Origin of the sequence: Bordetella avium (assembly GCF_034424645.1) — a bacterium.
Taxonomy (GTDB): domain Bacteria; phylum Pseudomonadota; class Gammaproteobacteria; order Burkholderiales; family Burkholderiaceae_B; genus Bordetella; species Bordetella avium.
Map to the genome: position 1 here is coordinate 3,038,963 of NZ_CP139969.1, position 14,002 is coordinate 3,052,964.

The following is a 14,002-nucleotide window of genomic DNA, read 5'->3' on the forward strand; positions in this document are numbered from 1 at the left end:
CTCAGTAGACGGGCAGGCTCAAGCCGGTTGCGCCGGCCTGGGCCGCCGCCTCGTCCATGAATTGCGCCATGCGCACATCCAGCTCGGTAACGCCGCCCGCGTCATGCGTGGTCAACACGACATCCACCCGGTTATAGACATTGCTCCATTCCGGATGATGGTCGATCTTCTCGGCGAACATGGCCACGCGGCTCATGAAACCGAAGGCGGCATTGAAGTGATCAAAGCGGTAGCGCTTTTGCAGCGCCTGCCGGGTGGGATGAGCCTGCCATTGCGGCAAGGCCCCAAGCGCGATGGACAAATCCATGCGCAAATATCGTTGGCTCATCAGGGAACTCCTGGCCAGCCTGTCGCCCCTCCCCGCGGACGGACCGATGGCGGCTCCTGCCGCCATACTACCGCGACGCCGACATAAACCGGGCTAGCCGCAAGCGCCTAAATTGCGTATAACCCGGAACGACGATCCCATCCACCGCCATGATTCTGCGCCCCCTGCCCTTTTGTCTGTCTTTCTGCCTGCTGGGTCTGGCCTGCATTTCCCCCGCAAGGGCTGAACGCATCAATGGCCCCACCATGAACGCCTGTCTGCTCCAGGAAGCCGGCGGGCAGCGCCTGCGCAACCTGTGCGACTTTCAGATCAACATCACTTTCTGCCAGGTCAAGCGCGACAGCGACGATTGCGCTGCGGGCCGCATCGGCGGCACGACCATGGCCGCGCGCAGCAGCCGCTATCTGCTCGATGATGTGTTGCAAACGCATTACCTCGTTTGCCGCGCCCCCTATCAGGCCTCACCGGCCGACACCCGCTGGCTGAACGCAGGCCTGCAAGGGCGTTGCCAGGCCAGCCGCGCGCCCAAGGCCAAGAGGCCCTAAGAAAGACCGAACTGTCGTGGGGCTTAAAGCCCCACGACCGTCATCCCCCTGCACAAACGGTACATCGCCCGGGTGTAAGATCGGCTGCCAAGGCGTTGCCGGCTGGCGACCCATAGACTGGAGCACTCCCTTGAAATACCGCAAACTCGGCCGTACCGATATTTCGGTCAGCCTGATCGGCCTGGGCACCATGACCTGGGGTGAGCAAAACACCGAAGCTCAAGCGCATGAGCAACTGGACTACGCGCTGGAGCGCGGCATTAATCTGGTGGACACGGCGGAGATGTACCCCGTGCCGCCCATGGCCGCCACCCAAGGCCGCACCGAAAGCTATATCGGCACCTGGCTGGCGAAAACCGGCCGCCGCAACGACATCGTGCTGGCCAGCAAGGCCGCGGGCCCCGTGCGCGACCCCAAGCGCCCCGGCCACATCCGCGACGGCAAGACCTTTCTAGACCGCAAAAACCTCACCGAAGCGCTGGATGCAAGCCTCAAGCGTCTACAGACCGACTACCTCGACCTGTACCAGCTGCACTGGCCCGACCGCAGCACCATGACCTTCGGCCGCCCGTTCTATCCCTGGGTCGATGACGCGCACACCGTGCCTATCGAGGAAACGCTGGAAGTGCTGCAAGACTTCGTGCGGGCAGGCAAGGTGCGCCACATTGGCGTGTCCAATGAAACGCCCTGGGGTCTGTCGCAATTTCTCAAGTTTGCGGAAAACCGCGGCCTGCCGCGTGTGGCGTCGATCCAAAACCCCTACAACCTGCTCAATCGTTATTACGAAGCCGGTCTGTCGGAGTTCAGCCGTTTCGAGGATGTCGGTCTGCTGGCCTACTCGCCGCTGGCGATGGGCATGCTCAGCGGCAAATACCTGAACGGGGCGCGGCCCGCCGGCGCACGCCTGACAGTCTATGAACGCTTCACGCGCTACAACAACCCGCAATCCGACGCCGCCACGCAGGCGTATTGCGACCTCGCGCGCGAACATGGCCTGACGCCGACGCAATTGGCGCTGGGCTGGGTCAACACCCGTCCCTTCGTGACCAGCAACCTGATCGGCGCCACCACGCTTGAACAACTGAAGGAAAACATTGACAGCGTGGACGTGAGCATCTCGCAAGAGATCATCAAGGCCGTCAATGCCATTCACGCCCGCTGGCCCAATCCCGCACCCTGAGCGTCAGCCAGCCGGCTGGCGCGTCGCGACCAGAAAAATGCGCGGAAAGGGCAGGAGCACCGTGCCATCCGCCAGGGCCGGGTAGGCCTTGGCGATGGCCGCCTCGTAGCGCGCCAGGAATTCAGGCTGTTCGCTATCGTCGAGCTGCTTGAGATAGGGGAGCAAGGCCGTGCCCTTGAACCACTCGACCACAGCGGCTGCGCCCGCCAAGGGGTGCATATAGGTCGTGCGCCAGACATCCACACGCGCAGCCAGCGGCTTGAGCAGGGCGTAATACCATTCGGCAGGATGACGGTCGGGGTGACGCGTCTCGCTCATGCGCGCCGCCCACGGCCCCTGCGCGGCCACTTCGCGCGCCAGGCGGTGCGCCGGCTCTTGCAGATTATCGGGCGTCTGCACCGCCAGGCTGCCGCCCGGCGCCAGCTTGCTCAAGAGACGCGGATAAAGCGTGGCGTGATCGGGCACCCACTGCAAGGAGGCATTGGCCAGAATCACATCGAAGGATTCCGGCGGATTCCAGGTGGCGATGTCGGCCTGGCTGAATGCCACGCCCGGCATGCGTTGGCGCGCAGCCAGCACCATGTCTTGGGAGCTGTCCATGCCGCTGACCTCGGCCTGCGGAAAACGCGCAGCCAGCACCTCGGTGGAGTTGCCCGGACCGCAGCCCAGATCCACGACACGGCGCGGCGCGTCCGCCTCGATGGCCGCCAGCAGATCGCGCACCGGCCGGGTGCGTTCTTTTTCGAAGGTGGAATATTGTTTAGCGGACCAGCCCATGATGACTCCTGCGCAAAAAGAGGCCTCCAGTCTAGGCAAGAGCGGTTCGGACCGCAACGCGGGCCCGCCCCCCTCAAGTCCGGCGGGCCGTCGCCAGGCGGCTTTGCGACGCCCGCAGACCCGGATGCGCGCGATGACAAGCACCGCCGCGCTCGCGCCGTTTTTCGTCCGTGGCGCCTGCCGGCACAAACCGACTCGGCAAGACGGAACCTTAGAGGGGAAGCGGCCTGTCGCGCAGCACCCGCTTCATCACTAGCGTCGAAGACAGGCGCTGCACACTGGGCAGGGCCGACAGGGTGCTGTCGTAGAGCGCCCGGAAGGCCTCCAGGTCGCGGCAAACCACATGGAGCAGGTAATCGGGATCGCCGAAAAGGCGTTGCGCCTGCACGATTTCCTGCACATCGACCAGCGCGGCCTCGAACGCACGCACGTGGCCGGCGCTGCCTTCGCGCAGGACCACGAAAACCAGGGCCGAGAAATGCAGGCCGACGGCGGCATAGTCCACCTCGGCCCGGTAGCCGCTGATGACGCCGCTGTCCTCCAGGGCGCGGACACGCCGATGGCAGGACGAAAGGCTAAGCCCGACGCGGGCGGCAAGGTCAGTGAGGGAAATTCTCGCGTCCTGTTGAAGCTCGGCAAGAATTTTTCTGTCAATGGCATTCATACGCGGAATTCTATCAAGAATGAAGGATGTCCAAGAAATAAACGGAAGCACTTTCTTGACGCCCGCCGCTACCATTTCCGCATTGCCATCACACTGTTTTACGAAGGATGCCGGCCGTGGAAACCGGGATGTTGTTGAGTTTTTGGATCGTATCCCTGTCTCTGGTTATCGTGCCTGGCCCCGATTGGGCTTATGTCATTTCCGCTGGCCTGCGGCACCGGGCCATTGCCCCTGCCCTGGGCGGGATGCTGAGCGGCTACATGATGATCACGCTGCTGACTGCGGCGGGTATCGGCGCCCTGGTGGTCAGCGAACCGCGTATCCTGACCCTGCTGAGTGTCGTCGGCGCGGCCTATCTGCTCTGGCTGGGCGCGGGCAAGCTCAAGCACCCCGCAGCCGCAGTCAGCAGCGGCGCAGGCGTTCAAGGCAGTTGGCGGGCCTGGGCCGCGCGCGGCTTTCTCGTCAGCGGCGTCAACCCCAAGGTCTTGCTGCTGTATCTGGCCCTGCTGCCGCAGTTCACCACCCGCGACAGCGCCTGGCCCATCGCCACGCAAATCACCGTGCTGGGTCTGGTGCAAATCCTGAACTGCGCCCTGGTCTATTCCCTGGTGGGCGCAGGGGCCAAAACCCTGCTGGGCGCGCGGCCTGAGGCGGCGCGCCGGGTCGGCCAGTTTTCCGGGGTAGCGATGATTGTGATCGCCCTCATGTTGCTGGCCGAACAGCTGATCTGAACGCTGCACACATCCCGCCTGGGGCCGAGGGATCAAGGCCTGCGGAACAAGGCCCGATGAAACCGGCCAGGCGGCCAGCCAAGCCACCTGGCCGCCAAGCCTGCCGGCCTCAGATGCTGGCCAGCAGGCCGCCATCCACGCGGATAACCGACCCCGTGACATAGGAGGCCCGGGCGCTGGCCAGAAAAGCCACCACATCACCGTACTCCTGGGGCTCGCCATAACGGCCAAGCGGAATCGTCGCGGCGCTGTCGGCGGCGACGGCCTGCACCTCGCGGTTTTCTTTCTTGGCCTTCTGCGCATCCAGGAACTGGGTGCGCGCCGTGGCGACACGGCCGGGCAGCACGATGTTCGATGTGATGCCCGCGGCCCCGACTTCCCGGGCCAGGGTTTTCGACCACCCTAGCAGACTCGCTCTCAAGGTGTTGGACAGCCCCAGGTTGGGGATGGGCGCGACAACGCCCGACGAGGTGCTGGTGATGATCCGCCCGAAGCCGCGCTCGCGCATACCGGGCAGCACCTGATCCGTCACGGCAATGACCGACAGCACCATGCTTTGGAAATACTGCATCCAGAGCGCCGTGGCCTGTCCGGAGGCGGTGGTCGGCGGCGGGCCGCCCGTGTTATTGACCAGAATATCCACCGGGCCGAGTTCCTGTTCGATACGGGCGAGATTCTGCTCGATCAGGTCCAGCCTGGCGAGATCCCAGGCCAGGGCATGGGCGCGCGCGCCCATTTCTTTCAGCGTGGCGGCGTTGCGTTGCGCCGCCTCGCCATCGATATCGGCCAGCGCCACGTGCACACCCTCTGCGGCCAGACTCCGCGCGATTGCGCCGCCCAGGCCGCCGCCTGCGCCAAATACCAGGGCGGTCTTGCCCTTGATGCCAAGATCCATTTCTTTTCTCCGCTCACAAAGGGTTTAAAGCAGTTTTCCAGGGTTCATGATCTGGTTCGGGTCTAGCGATTGCTTGATCAGCATCATCAGCCCAAACTCCACACCGCTTTTGTAATGCCGCAGTTCATCGCGACGCAGTTGGCCCACGCCATGCTCGGCGCTGATGCTGCCGCCGGCCTCATCCACGAGGTCATGCACCAGGCGATTCATGCTTGACAACAGGCCGGAAAACTCAGCCGCCGAGGTCTCCTTGGGCAGCAAGACATTGAAGTGCAGATTGCCATCACCCATATGGCCGAAGTTGATAATCCGCGCCTCGTTCCTGCACCCCAGGATGGCGGCCTGCGCCGCCTCGACAAACTGCGGCAGACGGGATATCGGCAGCGCGATATCGTGTTTGATGACCTTACCGGCCCGCACTTGCGCCTGCGAAATGCCCTCGCGCACTTTCCAAAACGCCTGGCGCTGGGCAAGATTAGCGCCGATGACGGCATCGCTAACCAGGCCGGCTTCCATCGCCTCGCCCAGGACCGACTCCATCAAGGCCTCAAGATCGTCGCTGCGCGTGTCGGCCACTTCGACCAGGGCATGGAAGCGGTGGCGGCCTTCGAGCGGCCGCCGCGTATCGCTGACGTGTTCGAGCACCAGCTCGAGCGATTCTTCAGTGAGCATCTCGAAGGCGACCAAACGGTCACCGCAGGCATTGCGCATCCGCGCCAACACCTCCAGCAGGGCCGCCATGTCTGCGCAGCCCAGCCAAGCGGCCACGCGGGCCAGCGGCCTGGGATAGAGCTTGAGAACGGCGGCGGTGATCACGCCCAGCGTGCCCTCCGAACCGATGAACAGATCGCGCAGGCAATAACCCGTATTGTCTTTGCGCAAAGCGCGCAAGCCATTCCAGATTTCTCCGGTGGGCAAGACCACCTCCAAGCCCAAGGCCAGCTCGCGCATATTGCCGTAGCGCAAAACGGCGATGCCGCCGGCATTAGTCGCCAGATTGCCGCCTATGGTGCAACTGCCCTCGGAGCCCAGACTGAGCGGAAAATAACGATCCGCCTGCGTGGCGGCGTCCTGAACATGCGCGAGCAATACCCCGGCCTCGGCCGTCAGGGTGTTGTTGAGCGGGTCGATATCGCGTATCGCGCGCAGCCGCGCCGTGCTGAGAATAAGCTGCGCCCCGCTATCGTCGGGCGTGGCGCCGCCGCTCATGCCGGTATTGCCGCCCTGCGTCACGACAGGCGTGCGGGTTTCATGGCACAGCCGCATCACCGCAGCCACCTCGGCGGTTGTGGCGGGACGCACAACAGCGCAGCTACGCCCCTGCCACTTTCCTAGCCAGTCCAAATCGTGCGCGGCCTTGGCCTGCTCATCATGCACCAGGCCCGCATCGCCCACGATGGCATGCAGCCGCTGCAAGAACAAGGCGTCACGCGTCTCCAGCATTTGATCCATGATCACCACCCCAGTCTCAGCCGGCCCAGCACCAGCGCGGCGGTCGCCTGGCTAGGCTCCACCACGGGCAGCCCCACGGCGGCCTGCAAGGCTTCGCGATAGCTGGCCATGCCCGCGCAGCCCATGATCAGCACGTCGGCACGATATTGGTCTTTCAAGGTTTTACCCGCCGCCACCATGGCCGCCAGCGTCGCGTCGGCGTCGGCCAGCTCGGCCACCGTACGTCCGATAGCGACCTCTCCGGCCACTCTCCCGGCCACTCCCATCGCCCGCCAGGCGCGCATATGCCTCGGAATGGCCGCCTGCGCCATCGCGATAACGCCAAAGCGGTCCCCCATGGCCATGGCGCTGAGCGCGGCGCCCTCGCTGATGCCCATGGCGATCACGCCGGGCATCTCTCTGAGCGAGTGCAGACCGGGATCACTGAAGCAGGCCGTGATGAAACCCGCCGCCTGTTCGCGATGCCGCTCGGCGAAGTCGCGCACCATGACAGCGGCCGCGTCCACATCGCGCTGGCTTTGTATGCCGGGCGGCCCCTCGCCGATCGTCACGCACTCCAGGGGGTGGCGCGCATCGCTAAGCGGCGCTAGCGCGGCCTCGATACCGCGCGTGACGGCCTTATCGCTATTGGGGTTGATGACATACAGGGTCTTGACCATGGTGTGCCCTCCGGCAGTGTTGTCACGGGTTCAGCGCGGCATCCTGACGCTGGATCAAGCGCGTCAGCTCCTCGTGGTCCCACTTGTCCAGCACCGGACCGGGCTTGCGGACAAAGGCCGACCTGATGGCGCCCCGGCGGCGCAGGGTTTCCTTGCGTAGCGCAAGCCCGATGCCATACTGAAACTCATGCCGCAGCAAAGGCAGATAGATGTTGAACACATCCTCGGCGGCCTCAGGCTCGCCCTGCGCGAACAGCCGGCATACCTGCACCAGCATTTCCGGGTAGGCAAAGCCCGTCATGGCGCCATCCGCGCCGCGCCGCATTTCCTGAGGCAGGAACAGCCCGCCGTTACCCACCAGAACGCTGATGCGGCGGCGCCCCTCGTCCAGGCTTTGCTGCCGAACCTGGCTGAGCTTGCGCATCCCCGGAAAATCCTCGTGCTTGAGCATCACGATCTGCTCGAACTCATCGACAAGACGCAGAATCACCGCTACGGACGTATGCACGCCGGTGACCTGCGGGAAGTCCTGTAGGCAGATCGGGATGTCGCCGCCCAGCATGCGGGCTACGTTGGCGTAATAGCCATAGACCTGATCGTCGGTTTTGAGATTGGACACGGGCGCCACCATCACGCCTGCGGCACCGAGGTCTATCGCCGCTTTCGACAGATGGGCGATATGGCGGTTGGAGGCATGGCTCACACCCACAATGACCGGGACCGCCCCATTCACGCGCTTGAGAATGCGGGCCATGACCTGCGAGGTTTCTTCTTCGCTGAGTTTGGGCGCTTCGCCCATCATGCCCAGGATCGTGAGGCCGGTGACGCCTTTTTCGAGATAGAAATCCGTCAGGCTGTCCACACTGTGCCAGTCCACTTCGCCATCGTCGCGAAACGGCGTAGCCGCGATGACATAGACGCCGGACGCCTGCGCGTTGAGGCGGTTTTTATCAGAAGACATAGTCAGAAAAGCTCCAGGAGTTGATATGACAGGCCCATTGGCGGGCAAAGTTTCCCAATCGGGGCGATGACGCGCCCCGGATCTCGCAGAGAAGGCTTAACGGTGTTTTCTGTGTTCCAAGCGTCCCAGCCAGCGCGTCAAGGGCCAAAGCAGCACCAGATACATCAGCGCAGCCAGCACGACAGGCGAAGGGCTATAGACCAGGGCCTGCGCATCGCGGGCGGCGCGCAGCAACTCGGGCAGCGCCACGACGCTGGCGATCGTCGTCAGCTTGACGACTTCGATGCTGTTGCCGACCAGGTCGGGCAGCACATTTCTGACCGCCTGCGGAATCACCACAAACCCCAGCGCCTGCCCTCGCCCCAGACCCGTCGAGCGGGCAGCCTCCATCTGGCCCTTGGGCACCGCCTCAATGCCCGCGCGAAACACCTCGGCGTAATAGCTGGCGTTGTTGAGAACAAAGGCCACGATCACGGCCGTCAGCTTGTCCAGTTCGATGCCCAGAAAGGGCCAGCCGAAATACACCAGGATGAGCAGCACCAGCGGAGGAAAGGCCCGGAAGAAATCGATATAGCCGATGACCATCCAGCGCAGCGCGCGCGGGCCGGCCTGCGTCATGACGAGGGCGAGCGCAAGCCCGGCCAGGGCGCCTAGCGGGATGACGATGGCGGAAAGCCATATCGTCGTCCACAGGCCTTTCAGGAGATGGGGGAATACCTCGGCATAGATCTCGAGGTTGAAAAAGCTGTGAATCAGGTTTTCCATGTTTTTCCCCTCAGCACCGGACCCAGTTTTTTTCGAGCCAGCGCGAGAACACCACCAGAGGCAGAAAAATGATCACATAGGCGATTGCCGCCATCATCAAAGGCGTGGGGTTGCCCGATAGACTGCTGGCCCCCTGCGCGGCATTGAGCAATTCGTGCAAGGACACCACCGAACCCAGCGCCGTATTCTTGGTAATGGAGATGATGCGGTTGGTCAGGGTGGGCACCGCGCGGCGCACGGCCTGCGGCAGAATCACCCATCGCATCGCCTGCCACCATGACAGACCGCTCGAGCGGGCGGCCTCCATCTGCCCCGGCGGCAGAGAGGCTATGCCGGCCCAGACACTTTCTTCGGCATAGGCCGCAAGCACCAGCGACAGGGAGATCCAGGTCACTAGAAAGGCTGACAGGGGGAGGCCGACTTCCGGCAGGCCGAAGTACAGCACAATCAGCAAAACCAGGGGCGGCAGCGACCGCAGCACATCCGCGAACATCACGATCGCCAGGCTTAGCGGCCGGACCGCCAGCGCGCGCAGAATGGCCAGCAATACGCCCAGCAGGGTACCCGCCAGCACGACGGCAAGACCCGTGCCCAGCGTGAGCAGCGCGCCCATACCCAAGGCCGGTGCGTACTCGACGGCCACCTTCATGTTGAAGAAGGTGAAGATAAACGCGTGAAGGCTGTCCATCAGTTCGCCAACCTGCCGGCATAACGGGACAGAAAACTCTGCGTGCGCGGCTGTTGCGGCTGCTCGAAGACCTGTTTGGCGGTGCCATGTTCGACCACCACCCCGCCATCCATGAAGGCGACATAGTCCGCCACGGCGTGGGCGAAGCCCATTTCATGGGTGACGACCAGCATGGTCATGCCGCTATGGCGCAACTCCCGCATCACCTCCAGCACATCCTCGACCAGTTCAGGATCGAGGGCGCTGGTCGGTTCATCGAACAGAATGATTTGCGGTTGCAGCGCAATCGCGCGGGCGATGCCCACACGCTGCTGTTGCCCGCCCGAGAGCTGGGAGGGCATGGCCGAGGCCTTATGTCCCAAACCAACGCGCTCCAGCGCCGCCTGAGCCAATTCCCGCGCCTGGGCGGTGCTGCGCTTTTGCACCTTGCAAAGCGCCAACGACACATTGTCCAGGGCGTTCAGATGGGGGTAGAGGTTGAATTGTTGGAACACCATGCCGACGTCCTGCCGCATCCGGTTGATGTTCGTCTTCGGATCGCGCAAATCATGTCCGTTAGCGACAATGCGTCCCGAGGTCGGCACTTCCAGCAGATTGCAGCAACGCAGCATGGTGCTCTTGCCCGAGCCCGAGGGCCCGATCACGCATACCAGCTCGCCGCGCCGCACCTTGAGGTTGACGCCGCGCAGCACCTCCGTAGCGCCGTAGTGCTTACGCAGGTCAGAGATTTCCAGGATGGCTTGTGTCTCCATGGTCTGGCTCCTTGGCGCGTCAGGCGCACTGTGGCGTGACGGGCGTCGGGTCATAGCCCTCCGTATCGGGCACGCCGGTTCCCGGCGCGATCCGCACGGCGGAGTTGTCGGCATCCGGCGCAAAGCCGAACCAGGTTTCAGCCAGCTTGGCGATGGAGCCGTCCTGCTTCATGCACTTGATCACATTGGAGACTTGCTGACGGCCTTCCTTATCGTCCTTGCGAAAGGCCAGCGCCCAGACCAGGCCGGTCTTGATGGTGTAACTAGTCGCCAGCCGCCTGTTTTGCTTGGCCGCCCATCCCGCAACGGTCGCGCCCGCCAGGTTGTAGTCGGCCCGTCCGGCCTGCACGGCCTGAACGGCATCTGCGTTGCCGCCATAGACGTCGTAGCGAAAGCCATATTTCCCCGCGTTGTCACGCGCCCAGGACTCATAGTTGGAACCCTTGTTGACGGCGAGAACCTTGCCCTTGAGTTGTTCCAGCGAGGTCAGGGGCGGCGCATCTTTTCTGCCAAGAAAGGTGTAATCCGTATCGAAATAGCCTTCGGTAAACAGGAGCGAACGCGCGCGCTCCGGCGTGACCGTCACCGGCGCAATCAGAAAATCGTAGCGCCGGCTGTTCAAGCCCGGCACCAGCCCGGAAAACTCGGCGGCCTCGATCGTGAGATCGCGTCCCAGCCGCTTGGCGATCTCTCGGCCCAAATCCACATTAAAGCCCTGAACCCCGCCATCGAGACGGGTCATGGCATGCGGCGCGAAGGTAGCGTCCACCGCCGTGCGCAATGGTGGCGTCTGGGCAGGCGTCTGCCCGGCAAAGGCCATCAGGAGAGCGCCCGTGAAAATGCAACGGCGGAGTACGGAATTGATCATCTGCATAACATCCCCTTGCTTTGTTGGCTGGCGCCGGCAATCGGCGCACAGGTTTATTTACTGAGAGCGGCGGACTTCAAACCCACGAAATCACCGAAGCGCTTACGGTCTTCGGAAGAGGCCGGACGGTGCATGACGGGGTCGGGCCGTGAGCGGGCAATGAACTGCCCGCTGCCACGTTCGGCATGCAGCGTGTTGTTGCGGATAATGCAGCGACCACGGCTGTAGACCTCGACCGGCCAGCCTGTCAGCTCGCGGCCTTCATAGGGCGTGTAGCCCACGGCGTCGTGCAGCAAGGAGGCCGTCACGGTCGTGCGGCGGGCCGGGTCCCAGATGGCGATATCGGCATCGGCGCCGACAGCGATCGCCCCTTTGCGCGGCGCCAGACCGTACATGCGGGCATGGTTGGTGGCGGTCAGCGCGACGAATTCCTCGATGCTCAGACGGCCCTTGATGACGCCCTCGGAGAACAGCAAAGGCAGGCGCAGCTCGATACCTGGCACGCCGTTGGCCATTTCCTTGAATGTGGTCGCATCGCCTTTGGGCAGCTTGCCCGAGGCGTCAAAACGATAGGGTGCATGGTCGGAGGAATACACCCCAAGCGTGCCATCCTTGAACCCCGCCCAGACCGCCTCCTGCGAAAACTTGTCGCCCGGCGGCGGGCTGCAACAAAACTTCGCGCCCTCAAGACCCGGCAGATCTGCGTCTGTCGCCTCCAGGAACAAATACTGCGGGCAACTCTCGGCATAAACCTGAGCGCCAAGCTGACGCGCGCGGCGGATGATATCCACGGTCTGCGCCCCCGCCACATGCACGATCAACACCGGCACATCCAACAGCCTAGACAGGGCGATAGCGCGATGCGTCGCCTCGGATTCGGCCAGAGGGTCATGCGACACGCCATGAAATTTCGGCGCCTTATGCCCGCGCTCCAGCAGGCGCCGCGCCACCCAGCGGATCATGTCATGGTTTTCGGCATGCAACATGACCATGGCACCGTGCTCGTCAGCCACGGCCAGCACATCCAGCAACTGATAGTCATCGAGCCTGAGCTTGTCATAGGTCATATAGACCTTGATCGAGGTGATGCCCTGCGCGATCACGGCGGGCAGCTCTTGGGTCAGGGCCTGCTCATCGGGGTTGGCGAGGATGAGATGAAAGCCATAGTCGATCACCGCCTTCTCGCTCGCCCGGCGGGAGTAATCCGCCAGCACCTCGGGGATGCGGTCATTACGGTGCTGAGCCGCGAAGGAAATAATGGTCGTCGTGCCGCCAAAAGCGGCCGACACCGTGCCGGAGTAAAAATCGTCGGCGCACATCACGCCCATGCCGGAGAGCTGTTCGATATGGGTATGGCTATCGATGCCGCCGGGCAGCAGCCACATGCCGGAAGCGTCGACATCTTCAATGCCCGGACTCAGGTCCTGACCGATCTCGACGATGATTCCATCGCGGATGCCGATGTCCGCGAAGAAAGTGCCATCGGCGTTTGAAATCCTGCCCTTGCGCAAGGTCAGGTCAAAGCGTTGCGGGGATTCTTGAACCTGCGGCATGTCGAGCGACCCTGAAAAATTCAGATGCGCAAATTATTGGCCTCCACCGCCTGCATACCTATTGCTTCTTTCAACGCACCCCTTAACGTTTTGTTAAGGCCTCCTGGGCAGCGCCCGAAAACTCGTCGGGAAAACCCCGTGTTTTTCCGGGGGATTTGACGTATAGCCTGAGCGTCTTGCTTTTTCATCCCGGCATCCGTCTTAACCACTAGGCCCCAAACACAGCGTGACCCGCCCGCCATGAAACTGAATATCCGCCAAATCGAAGTCTTCCGCGCGGTGATGATCACCGGTTCGATACGAGGCGCTTCCGAACTGCTTTTTGTGTCTCAACCCGCGGTCAGTCGACTGCTGTCGCATACCGAGCAGCGCATCGGATTTCCTCTTTTCAAACGCGCCCGCGGACGCCTGCAACCCACACTGGAAGCGCAGCGGCTTTTCCATGAGGTCGAGATCGTCTACGAAGGCGTGACAAGGGTGAACGACATTGCACGAGAATTGTTCGAGCACCAGGAAGGCATACTGAATATCGTGGCCAGCCCCAGCATCGGGCAGATGCTCATCCCTGCCGCCATCGCCAGCTATCGGCAAACCCACCCGCACGTGAAGCTGACCTTCCAATACCTGACCCAGGCACCGCTAACCGAACGGCTATTGAAGCGCCAGGCCGACCTCGCCATCACCATCCTGCCTATCAAGCACCCCAATCTCGAACAACAGGAGCTGGCGAGCACCAGCCTGGTCTGCATCTGCCCTTACAACCATCCGCTCTCGCGCCGCGCGGTGTTGCAGATCAAGGATCTGCTGGCCTACCCCTTCATTTCCTATGAGCGGGGTTCGCCCTTTTGCCGCATGGTCGAGTCCATGTTCGAGCAAAGCGGCCAGCCCTTGCGCTCCGTCGTAGAAGTCGGTTCGCCCCAGAATGCCTGCGCGCTCGTTCAGGCCGGCGCGGGCATCGCGCTGGTGGATCAGTTTTCTGCACGCAGTTGGTCGGCCAGCCGCTTCGTGACCCGGCCCATAGAAGCCAGCCCACTGCTCCATGCGCATCTCATCCGGCTGCGCGACGAGCCGATGTCGCAGATTTCCCAATCATTCATCGAAACGCTCAAAGCCGAAATCCGCAAAGACAATCAGCATGGCATCCAGGCAGCGGCCTGAGGCCGCCGAGGTCGCTGCGGCATCGG

General features: G+C 63.0%; 16 protein-coding genes. 4 read left to right on the forward strand and 12 right to left on the reverse strand.

The genetic code is table 11. The annotated features are described in order from the left end of the window. Window position 1 precedes the first annotated feature (1 nt). Entirely contained in the window at window positions 2-328 is a 327-nt protein-coding gene (locus U0029_RS14010) for a 4a-hydroxytetrahydrobiopterin dehydratase (RefSeq protein WP_012416386.1), read from the reverse strand. A 149-nt stretch (window positions 329-477) separates the two neighbouring features. Here U0029_RS14010 and U0029_RS14015 point away from each other — a divergent pair, with 149 nt between their 5' ends. Together U0029_RS14015 and U0029_RS14020 are read left to right on the forward strand one after the other, a co-directional pair. Then, window positions 478-873, forward strand: a complete 396-nt coding sequence (locus tag U0029_RS14015) for a hypothetical protein (RefSeq protein ID WP_012416385.1) — start codon at window positions 478-480, stop codon at window positions 871-873. A gap of 130 nt (window positions 874-1,003) precedes the next feature. Then, the gene (locus tag U0029_RS14020; RefSeq protein WP_012416384.1) at window positions 1,004-2,053 is read left to right on the forward strand and encodes an NADP(H)-dependent aldo-keto reductase; all 1,050 of its coding nucleotides are present in this window, start codon (window positions 1,004-1,006) and stop codon (window positions 2,051-2,053) included. A 3-nt stretch (window positions 2,054-2,056) separates the two neighbouring features. Here the strand turns inward: U0029_RS14020 and tam are convergent, their stop codons facing one another. Beyond that, on the reverse strand, window positions 2,057-2,830 hold the full coding sequence (gene tam / locus U0029_RS14025; RefSeq protein WP_012416383.1) for a trans-aconitate 2-methyltransferase: 774 nt from the start codon (window positions 2,828-2,830) through the stop codon (window positions 2,057-2,059). 211 nt (window positions 2,831-3,041) lie between these two features. Further along, a complete protein-coding gene (locus U0029_RS14030; RefSeq protein WP_114852451.1) occupies window positions 3,042-3,494 on the reverse strand; it encodes an Lrp/AsnC family transcriptional regulator in 453 nt (150 codons plus the stop codon). 128 nt (window positions 3,495-3,622) lie between these two features. Here U0029_RS14030 and U0029_RS14035 point away from each other — a divergent pair, with 128 nt between their 5' ends. Beyond that, complete coding sequence (locus tag U0029_RS14035) at window positions 3,623-4,225, forward strand: LysE family translocator (RefSeq protein ID WP_235354838.1); 603 nt, start codon at window positions 3,623-3,625, stop codon at window positions 4,223-4,225. A gap of 109 nt (window positions 4,226-4,334) precedes the next feature. Here the strand turns inward: U0029_RS14035 and U0029_RS14040 are convergent, their stop codons facing one another. The 9 genes from U0029_RS14040 to hydA all read right to left on the reverse strand — a co-directional run bounded on the left by U0029_RS14040 (window position 4,335) and on the right by hydA (window position 12,818). Then, window positions 4,335-5,120, reverse strand: a complete 786-nt coding sequence (locus U0029_RS14040) for an SDR family oxidoreductase (RefSeq protein ID WP_114852452.1) — start codon at window positions 5,118-5,120, stop codon at window positions 4,335-4,337. A gap of 24 nt (window positions 5,121-5,144) precedes the next feature. Further along, window positions 5,145-6,572 carry an FAD-binding oxidoreductase gene (locus U0029_RS14045; RefSeq protein ID WP_236824204.1) on the reverse strand — a complete coding sequence of 476 codons (1,428 nt, stop codon included), beginning with the start codon at window positions 6,570-6,572 and terminating at the stop codon, window positions 5,145-5,147. A 2-nt stretch (window positions 6,573-6,574) separates the two neighbouring features. After that, window positions 6,575-7,231 carry an aspartate/glutamate racemase family protein gene (locus tag U0029_RS14050; RefSeq protein WP_114852453.1) on the reverse strand — a complete coding sequence of 219 codons (657 nt, stop codon included), beginning with the start codon at window positions 7,229-7,231 and terminating at the stop codon, window positions 6,575-6,577. 22 nt (window positions 7,232-7,253) lie between these two features. Continuing rightward, window positions 7,254-8,192 (reverse strand): dihydrodipicolinate synthase family protein, encoded by a 939-nt coding sequence (locus tag U0029_RS14055; RefSeq protein ID WP_114852454.1) that lies wholly within the window; start codon window positions 8,190-8,192, stop codon window positions 7,254-7,256. Between the two features lie 96 nt (window positions 8,193-8,288). Continuing rightward, window positions 8,289-8,957, reverse strand: a complete 669-nt coding sequence (locus U0029_RS14060; protein ID WP_012416376.1) for an amino acid ABC transporter permease — start codon at window positions 8,955-8,957, stop codon at window positions 8,289-8,291. A 10-nt stretch (window positions 8,958-8,967) separates the two neighbouring features. Continuing rightward, window positions 8,968-9,645: an amino acid ABC transporter permease gene (locus tag U0029_RS14065; protein WP_114852455.1), complete on the reverse strand. Its 678-nt coding sequence runs from the start codon at window positions 9,643-9,645 to the stop codon at window positions 8,968-8,970. After that, the gene (locus U0029_RS14070; protein ID WP_012416374.1) at window positions 9,645-10,397 is read right to left on the reverse strand and encodes an amino acid ABC transporter ATP-binding protein; all 753 of its coding nucleotides are present in this window, start codon (window positions 10,395-10,397) and stop codon (window positions 9,645-9,647) included. Before U0029_RS14070 ends, U0029_RS14065 begins: the two co-directional genes overlap by 1 nt. A 19-nt stretch (window positions 10,398-10,416) precedes the next feature. Further along, a complete protein-coding gene (locus tag U0029_RS14075) occupies window positions 10,417-11,271 on the reverse strand; it encodes a transporter substrate-binding domain-containing protein (RefSeq protein ID WP_114852456.1) in 855 nt (284 codons plus the stop codon). 47 nt (window positions 11,272-11,318) lie between these two features. Continuing rightward, a complete protein-coding gene (hydA, locus tag U0029_RS14080; RefSeq protein WP_012416372.1) occupies window positions 11,319-12,818 on the reverse strand; it encodes a dihydropyrimidinase in 1,500 nt (499 codons plus the stop codon). A gap of 240 nt (window positions 12,819-13,058) precedes the next feature. Here hydA and U0029_RS14085 point away from each other — a divergent pair, with 240 nt between their 5' ends. Further along, window positions 13,059-13,976 carry a LysR substrate-binding domain-containing protein gene (locus U0029_RS14085; protein WP_012416371.1) on the forward strand — a complete coding sequence of 306 codons (918 nt, stop codon included), beginning with the start codon at window positions 13,059-13,061 and terminating at the stop codon, window positions 13,974-13,976. Window positions 13,977-14,002: the final 26 nt, after the last annotated feature.